The sequence below is a fragment of the Priestia sp. P1_B12_1 genome (genome assembly GCF_056406695.1).
On sequence record NZ_JBFTZR010000003.1, the window covers coordinates 52,084 to 75,153 of the forward strand.

General features: G+C 35.4%; 25 protein-coding genes. 7 read left to right on the top strand and 18 right to left on the bottom strand.

The window, feature by feature from the left end:
* Nucleotides 1–265: 265 nt before the first annotated feature.
* From AC1D0Y_RS11270 to AC1D0Y_RS11290, 5 genes are all read right to left on the bottom strand, one after another.
* Nucleotides 266–1,081, bottom strand: a complete 816-nt coding sequence (locus tag AC1D0Y_RS11270; protein WP_060745579.1) for a protein-glutamine gamma-glutamyltransferase — start codon at nt 1,079–1,081, stop codon at nt 266–268.
* A gap of 128 nt (nt 1,082–1,209) precedes the next feature.
* Nucleotides 1,210–1,539 (bottom strand): hypothetical protein, encoded by a 330-nt coding sequence (locus AC1D0Y_RS11275; protein ID WP_477707584.1) that lies wholly within the window; start codon nt 1,537–1,539, stop codon nt 1,210–1,212.
* A gap of 428 nt (nt 1,540–1,967) precedes the next feature.
* A complete protein-coding gene (locus tag AC1D0Y_RS11280) occupies nt 1,968–2,198 on the bottom strand; it encodes a hypothetical protein (protein ID WP_060745581.1) in 231 nt (76 codons plus the stop codon).
* A gap of 151 nt (nt 2,199–2,349) precedes the next feature.
* A complete protein-coding gene (locus tag AC1D0Y_RS11285) occupies nt 2,350–2,763 on the bottom strand; it encodes a GRAM domain-containing protein (protein ID WP_060745582.1) in 414 nt (137 codons plus the stop codon).
* Between the two features lie 111 nt (nt 2,764–2,874).
* Nucleotides 2,875–3,018 (bottom strand): hypothetical protein, encoded by a 144-nt coding sequence (locus AC1D0Y_RS11290; protein ID WP_161968306.1) that lies wholly within the window; start codon nt 3,016–3,018, stop codon nt 2,875–2,877.
* 151 nt (nt 3,019–3,169) lie between these two features.
* On the opposite strand from AC1D0Y_RS11290, the gene AC1D0Y_RS11295 reads away from it, so the two are divergent.
* Complete coding sequence (locus AC1D0Y_RS11295) at nt 3,170–3,358, top strand: hypothetical protein (protein WP_427597122.1); 189 nt, start codon at nt 3,170–3,172, stop codon at nt 3,356–3,358.
* A 754-nt stretch (nt 3,359–4,112) separates the two neighbouring features.
* Here AC1D0Y_RS11295 and AC1D0Y_RS11300 read toward each other — a convergent pair.
* A complete protein-coding gene (locus tag AC1D0Y_RS11300; RefSeq protein ID WP_060745584.1) occupies nt 4,113–4,568 on the bottom strand; it encodes a hypothetical protein in 456 nt (151 codons plus the stop codon).
* Between the two features lie 120 nt (nt 4,569–4,688).
* Nucleotides 4,689–5,417: a hypothetical protein gene (locus AC1D0Y_RS11305; protein WP_477707585.1), complete on the bottom strand. Its 729-nt coding sequence runs from the start codon at nt 5,415–5,417 to the stop codon at nt 4,689–4,691.
* Between the two features lie 123 nt (nt 5,418–5,540).
* Between AC1D0Y_RS11305 and AC1D0Y_RS11310 the strand changes: the two genes are divergently transcribed.
* Both AC1D0Y_RS11310 and AC1D0Y_RS11315 read left to right on the top strand, forming a co-directional pair.
* Nucleotides 5,541–6,041 (top strand): hypothetical protein, encoded by a 501-nt coding sequence (locus AC1D0Y_RS11310; protein WP_060745586.1) that lies wholly within the window; start codon nt 5,541–5,543, stop codon nt 6,039–6,041.
* A 48-nt stretch (nt 6,042–6,089) separates the two neighbouring features.
* On the top strand, nt 6,090–6,554 hold the full coding sequence (locus AC1D0Y_RS11315; RefSeq protein ID WP_060745587.1) for a hypothetical protein: 465 nt from the start codon (nt 6,090–6,092) through the stop codon (nt 6,552–6,554).
* Nucleotides 6,555–6,633: 79 nt separating this feature from the next.
* Here AC1D0Y_RS11315 and AC1D0Y_RS11320 read toward each other — a convergent pair whose 3' ends face one another.
* On the bottom strand, nt 6,634–9,141 hold the full coding sequence (locus AC1D0Y_RS11320) for an ABC transporter permease (RefSeq protein WP_477707586.1): 2,508 nt from the start codon (nt 9,139–9,141) through the stop codon (nt 6,634–6,636).
* On the bottom strand, nt 9,138–9,905 hold the full coding sequence (locus AC1D0Y_RS11325; RefSeq protein ID WP_060745589.1) for an ABC transporter ATP-binding protein: 768 nt from the start codon (nt 9,903–9,905) through the stop codon (nt 9,138–9,140). Before AC1D0Y_RS11325 ends, AC1D0Y_RS11320 begins: the two co-directional genes overlap by 4 nt.
* Nucleotides 9,906–10,269: 364 nt before the next feature.
* Here AC1D0Y_RS11325 and AC1D0Y_RS11330 point away from each other — a divergent pair, with 364 nt between their 5' ends.
* Both AC1D0Y_RS11330 and AC1D0Y_RS11335 read left to right on the top strand, forming a co-directional pair.
* The gene (locus AC1D0Y_RS11330) at nt 10,270–10,683 is read left to right on the top strand and encodes a thiol-disulfide oxidoreductase DCC family protein (protein WP_060745590.1); all 414 of its coding nucleotides are present in this window, start codon (nt 10,270–10,272) and stop codon (nt 10,681–10,683) included.
* Nucleotides 10,684–10,704: 21 nt separating this feature from the next.
* On the top strand, nt 10,705–11,190 hold the full coding sequence (locus AC1D0Y_RS11335) for a hypothetical protein (RefSeq protein WP_060745591.1): 486 nt from the start codon (nt 10,705–10,707) through the stop codon (nt 11,188–11,190).
* 293 nt (nt 11,191–11,483) lie between these two features.
* Here AC1D0Y_RS11335 and AC1D0Y_RS11340 read toward each other — a convergent pair whose 3' ends face one another.
* Nucleotides 11,484–12,044, bottom strand: a complete 561-nt coding sequence (locus AC1D0Y_RS11340) for a nitroreductase family protein (protein ID WP_025751852.1) — start codon at nt 12,042–12,044, stop codon at nt 11,484–11,486.
* Between the two features lie 234 nt (nt 12,045–12,278).
* Complete coding sequence (locus AC1D0Y_RS11345; protein ID WP_060745592.1) at nt 12,279–13,571, bottom strand: Glu/Leu/Phe/Val family dehydrogenase; 1,293 nt, start codon at nt 13,569–13,571, stop codon at nt 12,279–12,281.
* 198 nt (nt 13,572–13,769) lie between these two features.
* Here AC1D0Y_RS11345 and AC1D0Y_RS11350 point away from each other — a divergent pair, with 198 nt between their 5' ends.
* On the top strand, nt 13,770–13,925 hold the full coding sequence (locus AC1D0Y_RS11350; RefSeq protein WP_169305162.1) for a hypothetical protein: 156 nt from the start codon (nt 13,770–13,772) through the stop codon (nt 13,923–13,925).
* A gap of 9 nt (nt 13,926–13,934) precedes the next feature.
* Here AC1D0Y_RS11350 and AC1D0Y_RS11355 read toward each other — a convergent pair whose 3' ends face one another.
* The 5 genes from AC1D0Y_RS11355 to pdxR form a co-directional block, all read right to left on the bottom strand.
* Nucleotides 13,935–15,869: an alkyl/aryl-sulfatase gene (locus AC1D0Y_RS11355; protein WP_060745593.1), complete on the bottom strand. Its 1,935-nt coding sequence runs from the start codon at nt 15,867–15,869 to the stop codon at nt 13,935–13,937.
* 395 nt (nt 15,870–16,264) lie between these two features.
* Complete coding sequence (locus AC1D0Y_RS11360; RefSeq protein ID WP_060745594.1) at nt 16,265–16,462, bottom strand: ChaB family protein; 198 nt, start codon at nt 16,460–16,462, stop codon at nt 16,265–16,267.
* Between the two features lie 65 nt (nt 16,463–16,527).
* A complete protein-coding gene (locus AC1D0Y_RS11365) occupies nt 16,528–17,373 on the bottom strand; it encodes a DUF2971 domain-containing protein (RefSeq protein WP_060745595.1) in 846 nt (281 codons plus the stop codon).
* A gap of 138 nt (nt 17,374–17,511) precedes the next feature.
* Nucleotides 17,512–18,144 (bottom strand): hypothetical protein, encoded by a 633-nt coding sequence (locus AC1D0Y_RS11370; RefSeq protein WP_060745596.1) that lies wholly within the window; start codon nt 18,142–18,144, stop codon nt 17,512–17,514.
* A 508-nt stretch (nt 18,145–18,652) separates the two neighbouring features.
* Nucleotides 18,653–20,089 (bottom strand): MocR-like pyridoxine biosynthesis transcription factor PdxR, encoded by a 1,437-nt coding sequence (gene pdxR, locus AC1D0Y_RS11375; protein WP_060745597.1) that lies wholly within the window; start codon nt 20,087–20,089, stop codon nt 18,653–18,655.
* Nucleotides 20,090–20,225: 136 nt separating this feature from the next.
* Between pdxR and AC1D0Y_RS11380 the strand changes: the two genes are divergently transcribed.
* Nucleotides 20,226–21,125 (top strand): DMT family transporter, encoded by a 900-nt coding sequence (locus AC1D0Y_RS11380; protein WP_028408470.1) that lies wholly within the window; start codon nt 20,226–20,228, stop codon nt 21,123–21,125.
* A 155-nt stretch (nt 21,126–21,280) separates the two neighbouring features.
* Here AC1D0Y_RS11380 and AC1D0Y_RS11385 read toward each other — a convergent pair whose 3' ends face one another.
* Together AC1D0Y_RS11385 and AC1D0Y_RS11390 are read right to left on the bottom strand one after the other, a co-directional pair.
* Nucleotides 21,281–21,511: a hypothetical protein gene (locus AC1D0Y_RS11385; protein ID WP_016764194.1), complete on the bottom strand. Its 231-nt coding sequence runs from the start codon at nt 21,509–21,511 to the stop codon at nt 21,281–21,283.
* Nucleotides 21,512–21,692: 181 nt separating this feature from the next.
* A complete protein-coding gene (locus AC1D0Y_RS11390) occupies nt 21,693–22,994 on the bottom strand; it encodes a GH25 family lysozyme (RefSeq protein ID WP_028408471.1) in 1,302 nt (433 codons plus the stop codon).
* Nucleotides 22,995–23,070 lie beyond the last annotated feature (76 nt).

Here is a 23,070-nt window from a genome sequence, read left to right on the forward strand (position 1 = left end):
TCAAATTTGAGACAGGTCCTTTATTTGGCTTCGGTTTTAGCTGACCTAGCTTATTTTTTAGATAATCTTTTAATGCGCCGCGTTTTCTCTTGCGTCTTTTATCACGATTTTTAATGGTAATCTCCTCCTTTCCTTTTAGTTTTAAGACCTGTGTATTAAATGGATTCTTCTTTTATACATAAAATCCTTTTGAATTCTTAAATTTACCTTCATGTAATTCTTTCCTTTTTACAAAAAAAGACCAAAGTATCAAAACTTTGATCAATCAAGCTACATACGTAATCGACCCAATGGTGGAAATAATAGCGCTGTTTCTGTCGTACCAAACAACAGGTTCGTATCTAACTGCAAAATAACTGAGGTAAGCGGTGTGAAGCCTGACAATTTCATCTGACAGGTAAGCTGATTGCTTTGCGTTGTCTTTTCTCTTTAAATTTAACACTTCAATAATTCTTTCCCGCGTTGTAATTCCAATTCCATGACCAAAATATAAAGTTTCATCTAATACAATTGTGTTTTCACCTTTCCACTGGGGAGTCTCAGGATTATAATCAGGGTTTTTAAAATACGCACAGTCTCCGGGCAAGTAGTCAGATCCTTTATAACCGTGAAGCTCAAGATCTTCATCATATTGCCAATCGTGTAAGTAAAGATCAGCAAAAAGCCTGTTAAAGTTTGCTTTTCCAATATTATTTAATACAGCTTTGTAAAAGATGATGATAACAGCCGTCGCGCACTCAAACGCGTATTCGTGTCCGTTGTAAAAAATATCATCGATGGCCTGATGAGGAGAAACGGTAGGCAATAGCTGAAACCCTCCGTTATCGGTTCGTTTCCAATACTTTTCGTTGCACCTAGAACGGGCGAATGTAGCAAACCTAGCGCCGCTTTTGCGCAGCAACACAGACGATTCAATAATTTGTAATTTAACAGATACATCAAAATCAAGCTGGTCAAATGTAGCATACTCATACACTTCCCTATAGGCATCCATTTGTTTTAAAATGTCTGCTTTTTCTTTTGTTAACGAACTATTATTTAAATCGCTTATTTTCACAATTTGTTGATTAACTTTAATCATAGACGTTCTCTCCTTTACAGAAAATGATATCAATCACCTTCTCTAACAGGATATTGATAAAAAAATTTTTTGTGTATCTTCATTTATTTAAAATCGTGAAGATTAGGGAAAACGATGAAAAAAGTAAGTTAACCGCTAATTTTTTCATTTGTTCCTTTTTGTCCTTTTGTCACCTTTTTAAATATAAAGCGAGCAACTAACACGTACAGTGGTAACACAATAATGACGGCAATAACATTTAAAGTCCAAGGTATTGTCCCCATAAAAACGTTTGAAGATGCTTTATCATACCAGTTCACAATAAGTATTAAAAAGAAAACACTGGATATAAAAGTACTTATGTATCCCTTCTTATAGTTTGTACTTCTCACAGCAACAACAAAGCCAATTACCAATGAAATGCCTGCTGCAATTAAGACAAAAATCAAAAATAAATTTGCTACCTTTTGAACGTCCATTACTTCCCTCTTTCCTATAAAATTTTCACTCCAGAATCTTCGTTACCTCACCTATAAAAAAAGTGAATTTAAGTACTTTAAACTCCCTAAAACAATTAACGCCTTTTTCTAGATACAATTCCTACAGTTAAAATTACAGTCATACCTACACCATATAGCGCTATGAAAGTATAAAGTGATTTTATGTAGCCAGCTGAATAAAGCGTAGCGCTCATTATTAATAAAAGTCCTAATATGTTTAATAACTTTGTTTTTTTAATTTTTATTTCACTCTCTTCCTTTCAATCTCGATAGCCCTTTTACTTATATAGAATCTAGAAGCTAAAATTTCTTGGCAATCTACTAGGTAAATGTTTATACTTCTTTTCGAAATGTCCCTCTTCATTAAATTTTGCTTAAAATGAACTTGTTCTCCACGAGCCTTTTAGTTAGTTCTGTTCTTTATTTTGATTAACCGCTCCATTTTGTTTTTGATCAAAAGTTACTATGCTTCTTCTTTTCTTAGGCCTTAATATAAATTCGTAGATGAGCCAATAAATTAGAGGAAACAAAACAATAACGAGAAATCCGTTTTCAGCCGGTATATATTTGTAGATTAATAGCATAATAATTGCAAACACAAGGTAAGCTATCCAAAACCCTTTATCTCTTTTACGCATAATTACCACCTCTCTCTGAAATGAAATAGCATCCTAACGTCTAACGTACTTTCTATATACACAACCAAATCCTTTCTTAAAAAGTACGTTATTAGCGAACGCCATACCAAGATAAGCCTAATTTTTAAGTCTAGGCTTATCTTGGTACTACCTATTTAGCAAGAAATACTTCTTCATTCACATTTTCAAAAAACGACTCCAACCTAGAAAAGTCTTCCTTGTTTCCCCGTGTCGAGAAAACTTCTTTGTCATTATGAACAACAACCATCGTAAGAGTTGATTTGAAAATTGTAAGGATTTGCTTTCCTGTTTTTATTTCTCTGATTTTATTGAATGGGATATGTAATACAATAGGCAGCTTAGAGAAAACTTCTCCGTAAAAAAGTAGGCTTTTTTCTGTATAAGCTAAAACACCTCGAATAGGTACAGAATTTCCATTTGGTACACCTACAACTCCCGAAAACCCACTTTCGCATTCATAGTAAGTTAAAATAGATTCTCTAATTTCTTCGTCGCTATCTATCTTTTCTTTAAACTCTTTAGTTGCTCTCTCTTTTAAACTCATACTCCCCCCCCTATAGAACTCACTTCTTTTTAAATTACACCTAACTAAATTTTATAATAATTACACTTTTTTGTAAATTTTAGGTATCTGTCACCTGATTAATCTTTCTAGTTAAAATAATTCATACAAAAAAGCGCTTGGATATTTAAATACACAAGCACTTTTTGTTAATCTCAAGATACTTTCTAATATATAGTGACCGACTGTTGCTATGGATATAACAACAAAAAGACCTATAGTAAATGAATATTCCATACAACGATCCTCCTCTTCCATTAAGTTACATGGTATAATACACCAAAAATGAGGTGAGATTTTAACGTCATTTTCTAAAATATTTATAATTAAAACATAAAAACCTTACTTCTATTTAAAACGAGGTTTAATAAAAAAGGGGATGTTTTATATGTTTACTAAAAAAAGAACATATCAAATATTAATAGCTATTATTGGAATTGCATTTATCATTTATAACTACACAGTAAAATCTAGTGTAAGTGAATTAACGGATTCCTATATCGTTTTCCCTGTTAGTATTGCATTATTTTTATTTTTTGCTTTTATGTACATTAAATTAGATAGAAAAAACGACTAAGATGATTTTCCGTTCCTCCTACTTATATATGAGCAGCAAGCAATACGATTAAAAAAGAGCGTTTTACAATTTAATTAAAGATAATTTTCGTTTTACAAATGCTATTTCAATTGTATTTCTCACCATTTAATTTAACTATTATTTATGTTCCTCAAACTGTGTTGTACTGTTACTTGGGATTTTTCCTCATGGTATTATCATGAAACATTGCTATTCTGCTCTTTATTTTATTAACATATATAGCGGTCAAGTATTGGACTACTAGGGACATTCTGGTATATAACGTAATGTCATTCTCTATAGATATGCAGTTGTATCCAAGGATTATCCTATTAGCTGTAAAGAATATTGCATTAGCTCTTGCTTTAGCGATTGCAGGACATTTCATTTTGGTCAGACGGAAGAAGATATAAATATTAGTATATACTAAAAAAGCTAAGCTCCTATTTACACTAGATCTCAGCTTTTTCATTTCTTAAATAGGCCCAGTTACAACGTCGAAAGACTTAAAAAACATTAATTTAGTTGCTCAACATATCAAACTTCGATTCTATTGTTTTTGCTATGTTTATTCATTATCCGTGAAAATTAACTGTATTTTGATTTACAGTTACGTAAGCGTTGTCTCCGGTATTCGTTTCTTTAACCCAAACCTCCCAATATCCATACTTTTTGTCTCACTCTTATTTAAAGTACTGTCAGGTGTTGGTGCGTTCTAAACAAAACAGGTGACTTGAGTAAGTCACCTGTTTTATCAGCTCTCAAATAATTCTTTTTTCTCTTCCTCAGAAAATCCCGTAAAAAACTTCTTATGTAACCTCAGGGACCTCTCTTTTTTAGGAAGTATTTTTTCAAACCACGTTACTGCCATCGGTGTATGTTCAGGATGAACGTTAACTTTTTCTAAAAACCATTCATATTCCTTCACTGTTTCATCTGTTAAAAGTTGAATGTCTTTCTTTCTGCTTTTATAATCTAGCTCAGCAAGTTCCATTGCTGTTATAGGAGTATCTATATTCTTTACTACTCCAAATTCGGAAGGCATTCGTTCTCCATTTATAGATATGAAAAAATGTATGTATCTAGGTAATCTAAAAAGTCCCTTCTTTGTGTCTTTTTTTCTTGCTATATAGAGCCAATCTCCTTTATCAGCAAAGCAATTTAACTCAGGATCCTTAAATGCAATTAACATTTTTTTATGCTTTTTCATAGTTGGTCTCCATTTCAGACGTTTTTAGTACTCAGGCTTAGCAACACCTAAATTCGATTCAAAATCAGTAAGGTACGTGCGGGCTCCGTTATATTTCTCTTCTTCTTCTTCTTCATAGTCCTAATTATTACTTGTGTACGGATTGTTAACAATGTTTTTATATGATCTGATGGTTTTTAATTGAGTATCCAAAGAATAATCAAAACCTTTCATTGCTGTTTCTAACTCTTCAAGCTGTTCCTTACTAAAAGCATCTCGATGCTTTTGTAATTCATCTTTTATTATACGCAGTTTGTATACCGGTCCGTTTGTTATGTCATTAACTGTAGGTTTTATATCTCTATTAATATCTTCTTGAGAAGAATGGAGATGGTCGTAGAAAAATGATATACCTAGATCCTTGCCGTCATCCCAACCTCTAGTGGCCTCTATAACCGAATGCATATTTTCCATCATTGTCACTTTATATATTGTTTTAGGAGAAGTGTATTTCGTATAAGCTTTTAAAGCCTCTTCTCCATTTAGTTTGTCCACATCTTTTTCAAGGTTATTGATACTTACCTCTAACTCGTCATTATTCATTTTATTAACCTTTGAAGTACTGTTAACGGACTCAGATAACAAATTAAAATCATTTTTATAACTTTGAAACGTTTTTTCTATGTCCTCACCTTTATTAATAAGACGATCACATTCATTTTGGAGAAACGTTAACTCTATTTTTATTTCTTTTTGGGCTTCTTCTTGTTTTGTACTTTTGGTAATTGATTCTTTTGGGGTACATCCCATTAAACTAAAAGCAACAATTAAAACAGCTACTCCTGCTGCTATCTTTCTTGAATTCTTCATTGTGAAACTCCATTTCTTTGTTGTTTAACTTTTACATACTGAACAACTATATCACGTAAATGGATTATTTTAACTATTTATATTAAGATTAAAATTAAAGAAATTAATAAAATGGAGGTTTGTATGAAAAAGGTATATTCTGCATTACTCGCTTCTCTACTGTCAGCCAGTATACTAACGGCTTGTTCAGCAACGAACGTACACAGTAAAAAAGACGTGGAATTCTATTCTAGTGAAGATGAAGCCTTTGAAAATGCAAAAAAAGAGTCTACAGGAATACAAGATATTATCGGTGAAAGCAAATATGTAGATAACGAAAAGATTGTTATCTATACAATTAAAGAAAAATCGAATGTAGGTGTAGGAACAGCTACATTAACTCAAAAGGATCAAAAAATCCGTTGGTATTTTAATGGGAATCCAGCTATTATCAAACAATCAAAGGGAAATACAGATATCACTAGTGAAATAACGACTCCAAAAGGTGTAAAGTACGATTTTTATGCCGGTACCCCAACAAAATCAAATATGACAATTGAAACCCGTACCGATACTGAAGTAGTCCCTCATATTGATAAAGAATATGATATTTATTATTACCTCTCCCCTGTTCCAAGAAATTAAGCAGCAATTTTTTTTACTAGTCACAACTCACTAAGGGGGACATTATATATGAAAGGGTTTATAAAATTATCTCTGTTTACGTTTATTATCGTTGGATTATCAGGGTGTATAGGCGAAGAATATGACTTCTCTCCCCCTACGGTTACATTATCGGCCAATGATGTTTTGGATGTCGAACTGAAAGAAACTAATGTAGATTGGCGAGGCGAAGAAGGAAAACAGTACAGAAAGGAAACAAATACAAGGAATGGTATAAATAGAGCTAAAAAGCAGCAACAGCTAGCTGTAGCCCCTGAAACACCAGGAAATTTAAGGTTTGACAGCGAAGATTTTCTTGTTAATGACATTAGTTCTTATACAATAAGTACTAGTAATGCGAAGCAAGATATTAGTATAAACGAACAAGATAGAACTTTTACGTTCCCAAAGAAAAAAGGGAATTATGTTTATGTGCTAGAACTTCAAACTGATAGAGGCTACGCACAATATGTAGGGAACGTTGTTGTTAAATAAATAACATAGAAACTAATAAGACCCAACCTCTACAAAGAGATTGGGTCTTATTAATATTATAATATATCTACATGAGAAGTCACCTATTATCATTAGTAAGCTCTATAGAAAGATCTTGTCCAGATATTTTTCGACTTACGTATGAGAATAAAAAAGTGCTAACTACAAGCATTGATACTACTACAGAAAGAATCGTTTTATAAGCTATAACAAACTTCCCTGGATCCATTAATAGCAGAATTAATGTCACTAAAAGTCCCATTACAATTCCACATATTACTCCAATCGTAATATATAAATTCACCTGTGAAAGAATGACTTTACGAATGGATTTTGGCGTCATGCCCATCGCGCGTAAAACAGCAAATTCTTTTCGTTTTGAGTAAATATTATTTGCCAATGAATTAAATACTCCTACCATGGTAGAAACAACCAACGTGGCAATAACAACTATAAAAATTCCCCAGCGCTGATAAAACATTTCGTTTGCTTCTTTAACAGATTGATCATAGCTGCTTACCTTTAATTCGGAATACTGGCTTTTTAAACCTTCAATTTCTTTTACAGCGGCCTTTACATCCGTAACATCTATGTATAGGCGGTAAAAATCTACATCTTTAAACTTGTTGCTTTTCCAATCTAAAAATGCTTCATTATTGTCAAGAAGGTGATTAGGTATAGCTGTTACCACATAATCTCCCTTAGGTATTATATTTCCCTCTACCATTGATTCATCTTGATTTTCAACATACATACCTAAATGGAGTACCTGACCTACTTTTAAATCATGACTTTCAGCAAATTTTTCAGACACTATTATACTATTCTCTTTATTACTTCCTTTTACATACGAGAAGTGCTCTAGAAGTCCTTGCTTCTGCAATCTTTTCAAGTCAACCACATTGTAACGAATATCCGCAACCTTTTTTGAATTTAAAATCTCTCCTAAGCCTTGATTACTCATGTTGCTAACGCTTTTTACGTTAGGTAATTGTTCAGCCTTTCTAGTTAGTTCTTCTACATCTATTTTTGAATCATCAAGGCGAGTTTCCACAATAATAGGCATTACATATTCTTTTTTTAAGTAGGTTAGTCCATTAATTTGTATGGTTCTAAATGTAATTGACCCAAATACAGTAATGATCATTAATCCCCATATTATTAAGATAATCATTGTGTTTTTTTTAACTTGGGGAATTAGGTTTTTTACCGCAATATAAAATTCTTTGCCAAATATTTTTTGTCCATATGGCAAAAACCATTTTAATCCTTTAGTCACTATGATAGGAAAGATTAGTATAAAGGCAAGCAAAACTAAAATAACTGTAATTAGCAACATCCCAGGTCCGTATGTGCCTCTTGTAGGAAATACTTGGCTTCCTATAACTAAAAATAAGGACAGTGCTAATAGTACCTTAAAAACTACTACTCTTGTCTTGGAAAAACCATAGTTAATTTTCTCGTTCGTCTGCATTGTTTTTAGGGGCAATACTTTTGTACTTCGATAAGCTGGAACGAGTAAAAAGAATTGAATAATAACAAACATTACAACTGTAAGGGTAATGGCAGTACCTACGTTAAAGTCAGATGGAAAGGAAGGTATTTCTGACACTTTTCCTAACCAGCTATATAAGTACCTTTGACTGCAAAAGGTTAGCAAAAATCCTACACCTGTACCTACGGTGTTTATAACGGTGCTTTGAAGTATGATAATCTTGCTAATCTGTTTAGCACTGGCTCCTATTGAACGCATAATGGCGAACTGATTCCTCATCTTGTAAAGCAAAAGCTCAAAGTTTGAAATGAGAATAAGAGACGTGATAATTAACACCAATGCCGATAAAACAATAATAAATGTATGTAAGGATTGTAAATTATTTTGCACGCCTGCATCTTGTTCAGCTATATCAATACGTAAGTTCTTGTTATAAGATTTTATACGATCGGCCAACTTTAAGGCGCTCTCATTCTTGTGTGCCTTTATTAATAAATAAGTTGCTTCTGCGCTGCTTTTTTCTTTTGCTTGAATATAGCCTTTTACGTTTTTTTGATTAAGTATTAGCATATCTGGAGCTACTCCAGTAGCGGATAAATCTTTTACCGTTTCTGCTAATGTATATGTTTTGTTTTCTATAAGAACTTTATCTCCTACTTTTGCATGTAAATCTTTAGCTAGTCCTTTGTTCATTGCGACAGAATTCTTATTCAACGGTTTGGAAAAGTGATACCGACTTTTAGCTAAATAATCATTTTCGACACCTACTGTATAGATAGAGGTATTTAGTTTATTTAGATTCAAATGAGCAATAGATACTTTTGATACCTTATCTACCATTTTATCCTGGTGAATTTCTTCCACTAAAGTCGATGTCAAAATTTTGCCTTGATCCATCTCAAACCCTACAGACAAATCCATCTCACCGTAAGTTTGTTTTAATTGACTTTTTAATGTGTCCTGCGCATTAAAAGAGAATAAAACCATACTAAGTACAAGCATCGTAGAAATAGCTATACTTACAATAGATGAGAACACTATAAATTTATTGGACTTAAATAAACGAAAAGCTAAGCCTTGTAGTGTTTTCATATCTTAGGACTCTCGACTTTTGTAATAAGCTTAAACTTCTCTAGTATATGATCCAAATCACTATTTCCGCTACAGATATATGTATCGACAATAGAGCCATCATGAAAGAATAGAACACGATCTGCATAAGTAGCTACATTAGGGTCGTGAGTAACAAGAAGTATGCTTTGGCTAAGTTCGTTTTTTGTAGTTACTAGTGTGTGTAGTATGACTTCGGAAGTATTAAAATCAAGGTTACCTGTAGGCTCGTCTGCCAGAATAATAGGTGGTTCAGTTATAATTGCTCTTCCTATAGCTACGCGCTGCTGTTGTCCACCTGACAGTTGTACAGGACGGTGTTTTTTCCAAGCTGTTAAGCCCAAGAGCTCGACAACGTTATTTACTTTTAAATCAATTACATCCGATGTAAGTCCCTTTAAAACGAGCGGCAGAGCTATGTTTTCTTCTACAGATAAATCCTTTAATAAGTGGAATGATTGAAAGACAAATCCAATATTATCTCTTCTGTACGCTGAAGCTTGAGGTTCTTGGAACATATCTTTTGAAAGCATTCCTTTTAATTTAATCGTTCCACTAGTTGGTTCATCCAGTGCTCCTAAAATGTTCAGCAGTGTGCTTTTTCCTGAACCACTTGTTCCCATAACAGCAACCATTTCACCTATCCTTAACTGAAAGGATATATCATTTAGTGCAGTAACTTCATAGCCCTCTCCTTTATAAACTTTAGTTAAATTTTTCACCTCTAAAATATGTTTATTTTTCACGTCTTCACCTCGAAGTAAGTTTCTTTTTGTAGTAGCAAAGGTAGTTCACGCTTTTATTACATCTACCTCGTAAATCCCCACTATATCTAGTACGTTTCAAAACAGGAATAGTTTTACATTTTGTTAAAAAAGGAAAAATTTTTAGTTGTTTATAAGAAACACAAAAAAGTAGAAGTTTATTAGATAAGCTGCTACATTCAAATTCAAACAAAAACAGTGTTGTATTTGACTCTGTTTTCTTGCTTAAATTCACTTGAACTCACATAAAACATTTCTACTTTTACCCTTATGTCTTGTAGTCCCACACGTAAACAATTATACTTATTTTAGTAAATATTCATAAAAAAGGAAGGAGAGAAACGTCATGCCGCCAAATCCATCACACCATCCTATTATTCTATTTGATGGTGTTTGCAACCTTTGCAACGGATGGGTACAGTTTGTTATCAAACGAGATCCACGTGCTCTATTTCGTTTTGCGTCGCTTCAATCTGATACTGCGGGAACCTTGCTGCGTAAGCATAACCATGAGCATCCACCACTTCACTCGGTTATTCTTCTTATGAACGGGAATCTTTACACAGAGTCTACGGCTATTCTACATATTGTCCGCCAGCTTCGAGGACCCATTCAACTAATGGCGTGTTTCCAAGTGGTTCCCTCGTTCATTCGAAACCTGCTCTATCGTTTCATTGCACGTAATCGGTATAAGTGGTTTGGAAAACAAACGTCATGTATGTTGCCGACCCCTGAAGCCAAAATGCGATTTTTGGACTAAGCATACAAATGGAGGAAAACAATGCGTTTATCAACAAAAGAGAAATTTCGTTTAAGTGTTCTTGCGACCCTAAGGTGGACCATGGCTATTACGTTTCTTATTTATGGAATGGCCAAAATCTATCCAGGACAATTTATAACAGGCGATTTTGTGTTCGATTCAACAAAAGATTCTGCGATGAAACTGGCGTGGTATTTCTTTGGGTATTCCGATTTCTACAACTATTTTATTGCCGCTGGCGAATTATTAGCTGCGTTGTTATTGGTGATTCCGCGTACCGCGACACTAGGGAACATTATTTTTCTCCCCATTATTGCCAACATCACCGTCCTTAACTATTGTTTCAACATTCCTGCCAAAGTGGTGTGTGTTCCGCTTCTTGCGATGAGTTTGCTATTAGTATTGATGGAATACTCAAAGTTAAAAGGCATCTTCTTTGTCAACACTGCTACCCCAACGCAGAAAGTAGACGTTCAATCATCCGAAAGGAAGGTGACCGTTAAATGATCGTCTTTCTTTTGCCGCCCATTATCTTCGGTTTGGCGTGTACTTATTATTTTGGTCTTCGCAAAGAAGACTGAACACAGACAATTCCTATTTTGCTTTGACTAGTAGTTACGGAAACCAGAGAAGTTCGCGATAAGATACTAAAAAGAACTGCTGCAGGTAAACCCATAAAAGTACAAATTGATGCCGCTGCATGGTGGCATTAAATTTGCACTTTTCAAAAACAATAAAAAAGGCAGCAGCTCATAAGTTGAGCTGCTGCCTTTTATTTATAGAAACATGGGAATAACCTTTTAACGATACCAAATCGTTTTATCTTGATATGGAATACGTTTTGATGAAGCTTCTTTATTAGGGTGGCCGACGTAAATTAAGCCTAAGAGCTTATCTCCGTCTTCTAGAGATAAAAAGTCATTCAGTTCTGACTGATAGACAATTTCACCGGTTCTCCAAATTGTAGCCAGACCTTGTTCTTCCGCTACTAATAGCATATTTTGTATGCTTGCCGCTACGGCAGAGATTTCTTCAATTTCAGGCACTTTTCCAGAAGGGCTTACTGCTACAGCAATAATGACAGGAGCGCGAAGCGGTCCTTTTTTTGCTTTTGTTGTTTTTTTCAACGCTTCTTCTTCACTTAAGTGAGCAGTTTTTTGCTTCATAATACGTTCCATTTCGTCTCCTAAACGAACGCGTGAATCCCCTGTAAACACGCGGAACTTCCAAGGCTCTGTCTTTTTATGATTAGGAGCCCAAGTGCCGGCTTCTAACATAAGGTTAATAGCATCTTCTGATACGTCTTTGTCTTGCATGGCCCCAATCGTTCTTCTAGCTTTAATAATATCTAATACGCTCATGCTTTCTATCTCCTTTTCTACATTTAATTTATTAGTATAGGTATGTATATATCTTATATATAGAATAATTGAAAATCATTCTCACTGTCAATTGTTTTGCCCTTATTCGGGTCGCGATAAATATGCCAATTTTTTAAGCGTGTTTGCTTTTTTAGCAGGTTTTCTTTTAATTATTTGGCAGTCCGGTAAATAAAAAACGATTTGGAACATAGAGCCCAAATCGTTTTTTTTATCTTATACCCAGCCGCGGAAACGAGAAGCTTCAGCTGATTTTTTAATTCCGGCCATGTAAGCAGCAAGTCTCATATCTACGTCATGTTCTTGAGAGATTTGATAGACCGCTTCAAATGAATCCACCATTACTTTGCGTAATTTGTAAGCTACTTCTTCTTCAGACCAGTAGTAGCCTTGATTATTTTGCACCCATTCGAAGTATGAAACCGTTACGCCTCCAGCACTCGCTAAAATATCTGGCACTAAAAGCACGCCTTTTTCATTTAAAATGCGCGTAGCTTCAAGCGTAGTCGGTCCGTTCGCTGCTTCTACTACAATAGAAGCTTTAATGCGATAAGCGTTGCGAACCGTAATTTGATTCGAAATGGCTGCGGGCACTAAAATATCACATTCTTTTTCTAATAGTTCTTTGTTTGTGATCACATTGGTAAATAAATTCGTTACGGTACCAAAACTGTCGCGTCTATCAAGCAGGTAATCAATATCAAGACCAAGCGGATCGTAAAGAGCTCCGTATGCATCTGAAATGCCAATTACTTTTGCACCTGCATCATGCATGAACTTAGCAAGAAAACTGCCGGCATTTCCGAAGCCTTGAATAATAATCCGCGCTTCTTGCAAGTTAAGGTTTTTCTTTTTAACAGCTTCTTCTATACAAATGGTTACTCCTTTAGCCGTTGCAGTTTCGCGTCCTTGAGATCCTCCGAGTACGATAGGTTTTCCGGTAATAAAACCAGGAGAATCGAACTCACGCAGTCGGCTATATTCATCCATCATCCACGCCATGATTTGAGAATTTGTATAGACATCCGGTGCAGGAATATCTTTAGTAGGCCCAACTATTTGACTGATGGCTCTTACATAGCCGCGGCTGAGTCGTTCTAGTTCACCAAAAGACATGTTTCTTGGGTCACATACAATTCCGCCTTTACCGCCGCCGTACGGAAGATCGACAATCCCGCATTTTAAACTCATCCAAATGGATAGTGCCTTCACTTCTTCTTCATTGACTTCAGGATGAAAGCGTACGCCTCCTTTAGTAGGCCCGACAGCATCATTATGCTGAGAGCGGTAGCCGGTGAATACTTTTACCGATCCGTTATCCATTTTAACCGGAATGCGAACCGTCATCATGCGCAGCGGTTCTTTCAATAAATGGTACACTTCTTCACCATAGCCCAGCTTTTGAAGCGCTTCTTGAATAACCGTTTGAGTAGATAAAAATAAATTAAGTGATTCCTGTTCTTGCTGCTGTTCTTTTTTTAATTCACTAGCTGTTTTTGTAATAGACATTCTGTTCACCCCATATTAATCATTGAATTTCCTCAACGATTTAATATGCAATTCCTGTGCCAATTTCCGCTCCTTTACAACGCTTTTATATTATAAATAATCTGCATTAGCAAGCCTTATATTCCCTGCATAGGCTGATATTAGTATATACTTAAAGAAATAAGACAAACTATTTATACTACAAAGGAGGAAAGTGCTATGTTACATGAAAGAAAAGAACAAGAACCAAACAATCACTGTATAGAATGCTGTTCCATCTGCGGAGAAAGGCTAACATCTTTTCAAGAAAAAGAAATCTTCACATGCGACAGCTGCTTTGAACAGAAAATCAACGATGTGCTTTCTGAGCTGTAATCAGGTACTTTATTTTTTAGAAACAGGTGTCACAATATTAAAGTTTGGATCGATAGAATCCTGACAAGACAAAAAGAAATCCCATTTCGATTTATCTCCTTGAACAAATAGGACCGAGCTATAAGAGTGATCATTTGTAGTTGTGAGTCGATATAAGGTATCTTGCCACATCGTTACCGTCACCTCAGCTTTCCTTCGCGTATCTCCAAGATACCTAAAGATTCCATGCTTAAGTTCTGTAAGAGCTACTTCATTACGATCGGGTATCACAAACAATATACGATAGTTACATGCACCTGCTTTTAATCCATCTACGCGAATGCTAAATAGTTCTAAAATATTTTTTAAAGGAAGTGTATCCCATACTTCTTTTGTGATAATGTTGGCAGGAAGCGGTATATTACCTAAACGAAGTTCTTTGGCTCCTGTTAAATATTCATTTCGCCAAGGGCCAGATTCAGCTGTATACCCTAACTGTTCAAGCGCGTCTGCACATAAAAGTTTTGCCTTCACATGGTGAGGATCAGCATAAATAACTTGTTTGGTCACTTCAGCTACCCATTGGTAGTCGCCTTGTTGAAAACAGCACTGCGCTTTTTTGACAATATTGTCCGCTCCGCCCATATACTCTACATACTTCTTAGCTGACTCTTCAGGAAACAGTTTATTTAAATCTACAGGATTGCTGTTATACCAGCCCATATAGCGCTGATAAACCGCTTTTGCGTTGTGGTTAACCGTTCCATAAAAACCGTTGGTATACCACTCGTGAGATAGGATTTCTGGCAGCTTCATCATTCGGCCGACGTGATCAATGGTATATCCTTGATTCATGAGCCTTAATGTCTGATCATGAATATATTGATAAACATCTCGTTGGTTTTCGATATAGGTAATACACGACTCGTTTCCGAACCTTGGCCAATTATGTACCCCAAATACAGTTGTTAGCTCTTGGCCAAATAAATCGATTGCTTGCTGCAAGTATCTTGACCATGCTGCTGCGTCTCTTACTTTTGCTCCTCTGAGCGTATAGAGGTTGTGCTGAGTGGCCGTACAGTTTTCTGCAATACATAGAGACTTTTCACTAGGAATATAGATGTTCATTTCAGCAGGAGCTTCCGTTCCTGGCGTAAGCTGAAACCGAAATGAGACGCCGTCAATTTTCTTACTTACATAAGAATGAGGTTCGGAAGGACGAATTTCTTCTATTCCTTTAATAAGCGTGATTGTTCCAAATGAAATTTCTTTTCCGATACCGTTGTCAATTAGGCCTTTTTCATCGCGTCGCAGTTGAATACCGTACATATATTGACTTCTTCGTGTCATTGCTGTGGCTGCCGTGACGTTTTCATCGATAACCGCATCCATAAACCCAGCAGGAGCATAAACTTTACTAGTTTTATTTTGTGTTGAGTCAGGTAATACTCCTAAAACTCCACCGTAATGGTCTATATGTGAATGTGAGAAGATAACGGCTCTAACAGGACGCTTCCCGCAGTGCTGGTTTACTAGTTTAAGTGCTTCTTCTGCTGTTTCTTTTGACGTCAAGCAATCAATAACAATCCATCCCGTTTTTCCTTTAACAAATGTAATATTAGCCATATCAAAGCCTCTGACTTGAAAGATATTTTCAGTTACTTGATATAAGCCGGCTTGTACATTTAATTTTCCTTGTTCCCACAGTTTAGGGTGGACAGTAGCAGGTGTAGATTGTTCAAATAAAAAAGCGTACTTTCTTAAATCCCATACAGGATACAGCTGATTTTTTTTGAAAATCAGAGGAAAAGGTACGCGTACAACAGCTTGGTAATCCGCAAGATTTTGTTCTAATTTCACTTGTTCCCAGTCTATGTTTTTATAAGTATCAGCATTAGTCGCTGCAGTCTTTTGAGTAGCATCTTTTCGGTGAATCGTTAACTCCTGTTCATAATCACACAGCATAACCCCCTCCTTTTTATTACTTTATGCGTAAAAATGAGACGAAGTACAAAAAAGGAGGGAAAATAGAGTTAACAAAAAAGAAGATGCGCTTAGCACGCATCTTCTTTTTTATACTGAATGTTATGTTTGAATAGTCGAGTATTCTGTCTGAATTAGACAGCCTAGCACTTAGTATAACGATTGTTTACCAATGTGCCTTTTGTAATCAAAACAAATCTTCCTTCTAAGGTGCTCAATACGTTTCTTGAAGTCGCTGTAAAACAATGCATGTGTACAGTCTCTCCTTTCTTGTATTGGCCTTACATAGAGTGTGTACCCTCGAAAAAATAATTGAAACCTAATTGGGAGATTTTTTCAAAAAATAATAAATCCATTATGGTTAGGTTCTTTTGTCTCTATTCTTTCACCCAGTTGTCATTATCATCTTTTTTGTACTTCGTTTTCACCGCGTTCCAAGCAACTTTGTGAGCGGTAGCTTCTTCTTTGTATTCATCACTTGCTGAATTGAATGCTTCTTTATAAATTTCCTGAGCATGATGAGGAAGATTATCTCTTACTCCATCCGGCAGTTCTTTTAATGAATTGTAAGGCATGATAGTATTCCTCCTTGTAAACATCTTTTACTACTGATTTACCTGTTTTCAAATAACATAAACATTTAATAAATATAGTCCTTATACAAGTCGGACTGAGTGACCTTTTTATAAGCGAGTCCGTGTTTTTTAGCAAGGGCTTTTACTTCATCTACGCAGCTTTGAGCACTTTTTGGTGATACGTAAATTTCATTGATCAGCTGATGTAAATTACATGTAAGGAGGTTACCATGCTCGTGAGAAAAATCATACGATCTTTTTTCAAGGATATCCATTCGTTTTTGCCATTGATTTGCGGAAATACCTTGAATTTCGAACAGCTTTTGCAGCTTCCAAGCGTGTATGCGACTTGCTACAATAACAAGCCTCAATTCATTTTCATGCTGATAGGATTTGCGCTTATAAAATAATGTGTCATATACAGAGTGGCTGATCATTTCTTTTTGAAAGTCTATGTACTGCACTTTGCCAGAGAAGAGTTTATAGCGTAAATCTTTAATACTGCACAATAAATTTTCATAGGTGGTTTTAATAGCTACGCCATCATTCCCCTTTAAATATAGATCCCACATTCCAGCAGCTTCGTAATCATTGATATGCCAGGATGAAACAGCAGAAAATTCATGGATTTTTCTTATATAGGTTCTAGAGGTACGGTTATGACTTTCGCCTTTTTTTCTTAACTCTTCTATGTTCCACATTGAAGAGCATCCTTCAAGGGGGTCGGAAAATGCATCAGGTTTTGCGAAAAAAAGCGCATTGGTTTCCAGTAAATCTTGAAAATCAGACAGGGGCATAAATCGCCACACCGTCGGATTATTGTGCACCTTATAGCGTTCATCATAATCGTCATAGCTAGATTCGAATCTTTTGGCATATTCGTAAGCTTTATCTCTATAAGCTAAATCCATCGGTTTTCCTCCTCTGAATGCATATTCATACTTGAATTATAGCATTTAATTGTTGTAATTTTCAAAATTATCCACCTGTATTAAGAGAGTTCTGTTATCAGAAAAGAAGACACGCCTCAACATCTGCAACGTGTCTTCTTATTTAATGAAATGAATGTTTTGCTTAACACTTTCACTTTCTTTCTGATTTAATTCCAATAAATAAATTTTATCCGCTCGAAAATCAGTATTCTTCATTTCTTTTTTTAAGGTACGAATAAAGGCAGCTGAACTTTTTCCACAGGCTTCAAAATAATGAAATGTGTGTACAACAAATAGAATGGATGCTCCACTGTAATCTTTTTTGCTCTTTTTTTGGATGTTTTCTAGCACTTTTTCTATATACTCTTCTACAGAACCTTCCGTCTGGATACGGGGTAGAGCGAAATTTCCTGAATTCACCCTCTGTGCATCTTCAAATTCCAGTTTCCCATCTTTGTAAGAAGTAATTTCAATTCGTTTTTCAGTACCATCCGGCTGAAGAATTAATCCGTCGTATCCTTGACTTCCAATAATAAGCTTCAATTTTGAATTCCTCGGACAATAGGAAGATTGGCTGAAACAATAAAGCGGATAAAACTCTTCAAAAAACTTTTTGAAACGCCCTTTTTTAAGTCGGGCTAATTTTATATATTCTCTGTTTTGATGAATCATTTGCTGCGTATGTTCAAAATACTGCTTCATTTCTTCTTGCGTTCTGTACACATCAAGATCTTTAAATAATTCATCCATCTTTTTCACCTTCAATCCCACCAACTAAAAAAGGCTTCTTACTTAGTAGATACATATTCATAAATGTGTGTGACAATTTTCTTTTTTTTAGATATAGCCTTTTTTAAAACAAAACGTGCACACTTTTCATTTTTTTGCATATCTTGTTATTCGTGCGTTCAATTATGAGCGTACGTTTCAGCCTTTAGTTGTAAAAGATGAACCGCAAAGTTACAGCTGATGGCGGATGATATGCGTCTGATTATTTCATAAACTATAACAAACAGGAAACTTAACAATAATTGAGGTGTTGGAAATGTTTGATAATGATTACGTAGTTAAAACCATTCACGATTTACATGTAAAACGTACAGAAAGCAAATTAAAAGTCTTCTTAACTTATTTTTATCATAAAAAATAACATGGATTTATAGACGGTAATATATAGTCAGTTGTTACTTGGAGTTTTTTATAGGAAGAAGAGTTTGATACAAGTAAAAAGGAATAGCGAATAATCCGCTATTCCTTTTTACTGTACTTGCAATTCCCGAATAAGTTCAGCAAGAATTTTAATACTTCTATCGATATCTGGTAAAGAGGCATAGGCGTAAGAAAGCCGGAGATAACTGCCGGTTTCTTGTGCATAGATACTTCCGGAATTAAGCAATATCCCTCTTTTTAAAGCACGAGAGTATAAAGATTTCATTGAAATAGAAGGTTGAATATGCACCCATATAAAAAAGCCTCCTTCAGGATTCGTCCATGTCGCTACATCTCCTGCATATGTTTCTAAAGCATTCAGCATAACTTTTCTTCTTGTTCGCAATTCGGTTCGTACCGTTTCCATATGCTGTTGATATAAGCCATTTTTAAACCATTCTGCTGCCACTCTTTGAGACAATGAGCTAGATCCATAATCCGTTTGCATTTTAATATCCGCCAAACGCTCAATGACTGGTTCTGGGCCGACTATCCATCCGATACGTAATCCCGGGCTTAATGTTTTAGAAAGACTGCTAACATATAACACGTGTCCATTTCTATCTAAAGCCTTTAATGGCAACGGAGGCTGTTTATTTAGCCATAATTCGCGGTATAAATCATCTTCAATAATAGGAAGCTGATGTTCCTCACATTCTTTCAGCAAATCGTAACGCCTTTTTTGTGACATTAATGTTCCCGTTGGGTTATGAAAACATGGATTTGTATATAAAATAGCTTGCCCTTCTTGAGGGTCGGCGCGTTTTATAGCTGTTACTTTTATTCCTTCCTCATCCATAGAAAGACCTTTGAGTTTCATTCCCGCTGATTGAAATACATGTAAGGAGTATAGATAAGAAGGTTTTTCTAGCAAAACCGAAGAGTTCTTTTGCAGCAGTCCAATTGAAATAAGCTGAAGAGCTTGAAGAGCGCCGGAAACAATTAAAATAGAATCTGGAGAAGATTCTATTTTAATTGTTTTCATATACGCACTTAACTCTTTTCGTAAAGGAAAATACCCCTTTGGTTCTTCGTATCCCAGAACCTCCATGTTTTTTGCTACTTTTTCCATAGCGTATTTCATTTTATCTTTAGGGAATATGTCAGGTGAAAGCTCTCCTTTGCTTAATTGAATAAGGTTTGAGTTAAATTCGGATTCATTAATATCTTGTACCATTGCTTGACTCGGACGATGCATACCTGATTTCACATGAACATTCCAATCGGGCGGAGTCGTAGCCAAAAGTGTCCATGTATTATTTATAACGATTGTTCCCTTTCCCATCTTACCTTCAATTAAACCGTCCGCTGTTAATTCCTCTAATGCCGTGATGACCGTACTTCGGTTAACATCGAACATAGCAGCAAGCTTTCGCTGACTAGGAATTTTACTTCCAATCGGCCATTCTCCACGCGCAATTTTCTCTTTCATAAAATCAATGATGTGTTTGTATTTTGGATAACTTGAACTGTTTCCTTGATTCATACATTTACTCCTGTTTTTAAAGTGGTTGGGTTAATTGCTTTTAAACTGGTTGAAGACATTTTATCAAATGTTTATTAACATGGGAACCACAATAGATACTGGTTGGATTCAAAATGAAAAATGGAGATGAATAGGCATGAAATTAACGTTTAGTCTGGTGTTCTTACATATACTGATGATTAGCTTATGGGCTTCAGCATTTCCAGTTATTCAAATAGGACTGGAATCGTTTTCTCCTCAGCACCTTGCTTTTGTTCGGTTAAGTATTGCTTCTTTAGTACTGTTAGTTATTGCAATAGCTACACGCATGCGCTTGCCTGATATAAAAGATATTCCACTTCTTTTAGCACTCGGTTTTTTAGGTTTTACCGTATATCACACGGCATTAAACATTGGAGAAAAAACGGTGAGTGCGGGTATTGCGAGTTTACTGGTCTCGACTACTCCTATTTTTTCTTCCCTTTTAGCTATTTTTCTTTTTCAGGAGGAGTTCGGAAAAAGAAAATGGATTGGATCTGCAGTAAGCTTTGCAGGTATTGCACTTTTAACCTTCAGCAAAGAGAACTTTGTACACTCAATTAATGGAATCTTACTGATTCTGCTAGCTGCCCTTGCAGAAAGCATCTATATAGTATGTCAAAAAAATTTATTAAAAAAGTATGGTTTTCTTTCTTTTGTGACGTACAGTATTTGGGGGGCTACAATTTCTATGCTTGTTTTTTTACCTGGGTTAGAAACAGAACTTGCACATATCTCTGTCAGATCAGCGATAAGCGTGACATATTTAGGATTATTTCCAACCGTTATTCCCTACATGGTACTCGCTTATCTGACATCGCGTATAGGTTCTGCTGAGGCTGCCATTTCTCTTTACTTAACTCCTGCGCTGTCCTTTTTCTTAGCGTGGCTGCTTTTAAAAGATATCCCGAGTGCAGCTTCCATTGTGGGAAGCATCATTACGTTATGCGGCGTGTTGCTTACACATAGTAAAAGAAAAGTAGTGGTAAAAGAGACAAAGTTCACAATGCAAAGATAATGTGTATGCTTTAAGGAGTTGTCTTAGAGGCTATGTTTTTATTTATACATTTTATTTAGAACATACTTTAATTTCTTCTTTTCGCAGTTTAATTAACAATTAATAAAAAAGCGCCTTTCTTTAATCTTAAACCAAGATTAAAGAAAGGCGCTTTTTTATGTAGTTTCTAATTCCGCTTTTATTTTCCCAGCCACTGCGTGAGTCAGCTGCTGAAGATCGTAAATCTCTTCTCCTGAAAGTACTACATGTCCGTTTAAAACGTGGTTATGTTTATATGCTCGATACGTCACTTCGATACTTTTTATCGCACGCTCTACTTCATCATTCACCATAATACTTTCATAGTGATAGGATAGTGTTTCAATTCGAATCTGCGTATTTTTCATATTCATTCACCCTCCATGAGCCGTTGACTAAAAATATGACTGTTAGAGGTGAACTATACATAGAAACTTTTTTGTTATCACCTACTTTGTTATTTAGAACATATTTTAATTACTTAATTTATCTCTGCTATTCTTTTTTTACAAAATACCAAAATAAACCCCTGCTCTTCGGAGCGGGAGTTTATTGCTTGTAGTACCAACCTTTTTTATCTAAAAACTGTTTAACTTTTACAAAATCCAGCCCAGCTGCGGTAAGTTCAGCGGACGGATTACCTATTGCATGTACGTGTAATTCACTGTCGATTCCTTCATTTTTTAAGAAAGCACGAAACTCTGTTTCCATGTCTTTACTTAATCCGCCTGTTTTAATTGTAATTGGGATAGGTTCTACGTCTTTCATTTGCACAAATCCACCTGGAACAGCCCATGCTGCATTCGTATAGCCATATACACTAAATACCGTGCCTTTTTTTATAGTTCTAAAATTCTCTGTTATATTCGCATATTTGTAGACTCCAATATCCTTCTTCGCTTTTACTTGAAAAGAATATTTATCTCCGAGTGAAGTAACCTTTGGTAATGATTCTTCGACAGGATTGCTTACACCCTTAAGCAATTCCATTATTTTAGCTAATGTTTTCTCATCAGCTTTTCCAGTTGACGTTAATCCATACTTTTCTTGAAGAGCTTTAACAGCCGCAACAGTTTCACTGCCATATTGACCATCGGTCCCTTGCTGGGAAATTTCAAATCCTAATTTAATTAATTTTTGCTGCAGTTCTTTTACAGCTAGTCCGCTATCACCTTGCTGTAATTGTGCTGATGGCTTATTATTTTCCACCACCGTCACGTCCGTATTAATACTATTAAAGAAATCCAGATCCATTTCATTGATATCAACATTGCCTTTAATCCCATTTACTTTTCCTTGATCTGTATATTGAAACATAGACCATCTATCCCAAATCCCCGTATCACCTGGGTTAGCAAATCCCTTAGAGCGGTTACTTCCACTGTAACGAGCTATCCATAGCGGATATCTTGCCACAGCGCTTGTAAAATTGGATTTAATAAAACTATACCCTGTGTAAAGAATAGGCGTAATGCTTGTTTTCCTTTCAATATACTCCATCCATCTAACTGCAAAGGCTGTGACCTGCGCTTTTGTTTTCCCTTTATTTTCTTCCAAATCTAAGCAATGAGGCAAATCAACCTTCATGCTACCTAATTTATTTAAAAAGAAATTAACTTCTGCAATGGGATCATTATCAGCATGAGCAAAGTGATAAAAGCCTACACGTAGACCTGCATTTTTTGCACCTATATAATTATCATATGATTTTTTATCTAAGAAGGTTGTACCTTCTGTTAATTTAATATACGCGCCTTTTACACCATCCGACGCCACTTTTGCCCAATCAATTGTTCCGTTGTGATGAGAAACATCAATGACCTTAATATTTTGATTATTACGGTTTTGCATTGCTATCACTCCTTCATACAAACTATGAATAAAAAAGGAAATGGCAACTGATACAGGCCTATTAAATAGATATTAG

Coding starts and splice junctions, on each gene's coding strand:
- AC1D0Y_RS11270 (WP_060745579.1), bottom strand. CDS start 1,081: ATGATTAAAGTTAATCAACAAATTGTGAAAATAAGCGATTTAAATAAT.
- AC1D0Y_RS11275 (WP_477707584.1), bottom strand. CDS start 1,539: ATGGACGTTCAAAAGGTAGCAAATTTATTTTTGATTTTTGTCTTAATT.
- AC1D0Y_RS11280 (WP_060745581.1), bottom strand. CDS start 2,198: ATGCGTAAAAGAGATAAAGGGTTTTGGATAGCTTACCTTGTGTTTGCA.
- AC1D0Y_RS11285 (WP_060745582.1), bottom strand. CDS start 2,763: ATGAGTTTAAAAGAGAGAGCAACTAAAGAGTTTAAAGAAAAGATAGAT.
- AC1D0Y_RS11290 (WP_161968306.1), bottom strand. CDS start 3,018: ATGGAATATTCATTTACTATAGGTCTTTTTGTTGTTATATCCATAGCA.
- AC1D0Y_RS11295 (WP_427597122.1), top strand. CDS start 3,170: ATGTTTACTAAAAAAAGAACATATCAAATATTAATAGCTATTATTGGA.
- AC1D0Y_RS11300 (WP_060745584.1), bottom strand. CDS start 4,568: ATGAAAAAGCATAAAAAAATGTTAATTGCATTTAAGGATCCTGAGTTA.
- AC1D0Y_RS11305 (WP_477707585.1), bottom strand. CDS start 5,417: ATGAAGAATTCAAGAAAGATAGCAGCAGGAGTAGCTGTTTTAATTGTT.
- AC1D0Y_RS11310 (WP_060745586.1), top strand. CDS start 5,541: ATGAAAAAGGTATATTCTGCATTACTCGCTTCTCTACTGTCAGCCAGT.
- AC1D0Y_RS11315 (WP_060745587.1), top strand. CDS start 6,090: ATGAAAGGGTTTATAAAATTATCTCTGTTTACGTTTATTATCGTTGGA.
- AC1D0Y_RS11320 (WP_477707586.1), bottom strand. CDS start 9,141: ATGAAAACACTACAAGGCTTAGCTTTTCGTTTATTTAAGTCCAATAAA.
- AC1D0Y_RS11330 (WP_060745590.1), top strand. CDS start 10,270: ATGCCGCCAAATCCATCACACCATCCTATTATTCTATTTGATGGTGTT.
- AC1D0Y_RS11335 (WP_060745591.1), top strand. CDS start 10,705: ATGCGTTTATCAACAAAAGAGAAATTTCGTTTAAGTGTTCTTGCGACC.
- AC1D0Y_RS11340 (WP_025751852.1), bottom strand. CDS start 12,044: ATGAGCGTATTAGATATTATTAAAGCTAGAAGAACGATTGGGGCCATG.
- AC1D0Y_RS11345 (WP_060745592.1), bottom strand. CDS start 13,571: ATGTCTATTACAAAAACAGCTAGTGAATTAAAAAAAGAACAGCAGCAA.
- AC1D0Y_RS11350 (WP_169305162.1), top strand. CDS start 13,770: ATGTTACATGAAAGAAAAGAACAAGAACCAAACAATCACTGTATAGAA.
- AC1D0Y_RS11355 (WP_060745593.1), bottom strand. CDS start 15,869: ATGCTGTGTGATTATGAACAGGAGTTAACGATTCACCGAAAAGATGCT.
- AC1D0Y_RS11360 (WP_060745594.1), bottom strand. CDS start 16,462: ATGCCTTACAATTCATTAAAAGAACTGCCGGATGGAGTAAGAGATAAT.
- AC1D0Y_RS11365 (WP_060745595.1), bottom strand. CDS start 17,373: ATGGATTTAGCTTATAGAGATAAAGCTTACGAATATGCCAAAAGATTC.
- AC1D0Y_RS11370 (WP_060745596.1), bottom strand. CDS start 18,144: ATGGATGAATTATTTAAAGATCTTGATGTGTACAGAACGCAAGAAGAA.
- pdxR (WP_060745597.1), bottom strand. CDS start 20,089: ATGAATCAAGGAAACAGTTCAAGTTATCCAAAATACAAACACATCATT.
- AC1D0Y_RS11380 (WP_028408470.1), top strand. CDS start 20,226: ATGAAATTAACGTTTAGTCTGGTGTTCTTACATATACTGATGATTAGC.
- AC1D0Y_RS11385 (WP_016764194.1), bottom strand. CDS start 21,511: ATGAAAAATACGCAGATTCGAATTGAAACACTATCCTATCACTATGAA.
- AC1D0Y_RS11390 (WP_028408471.1), bottom strand. CDS start 22,994: ATGCAAAACCGTAATAATCAAAATATTAAGGTCATTGATGTTTCTCAT.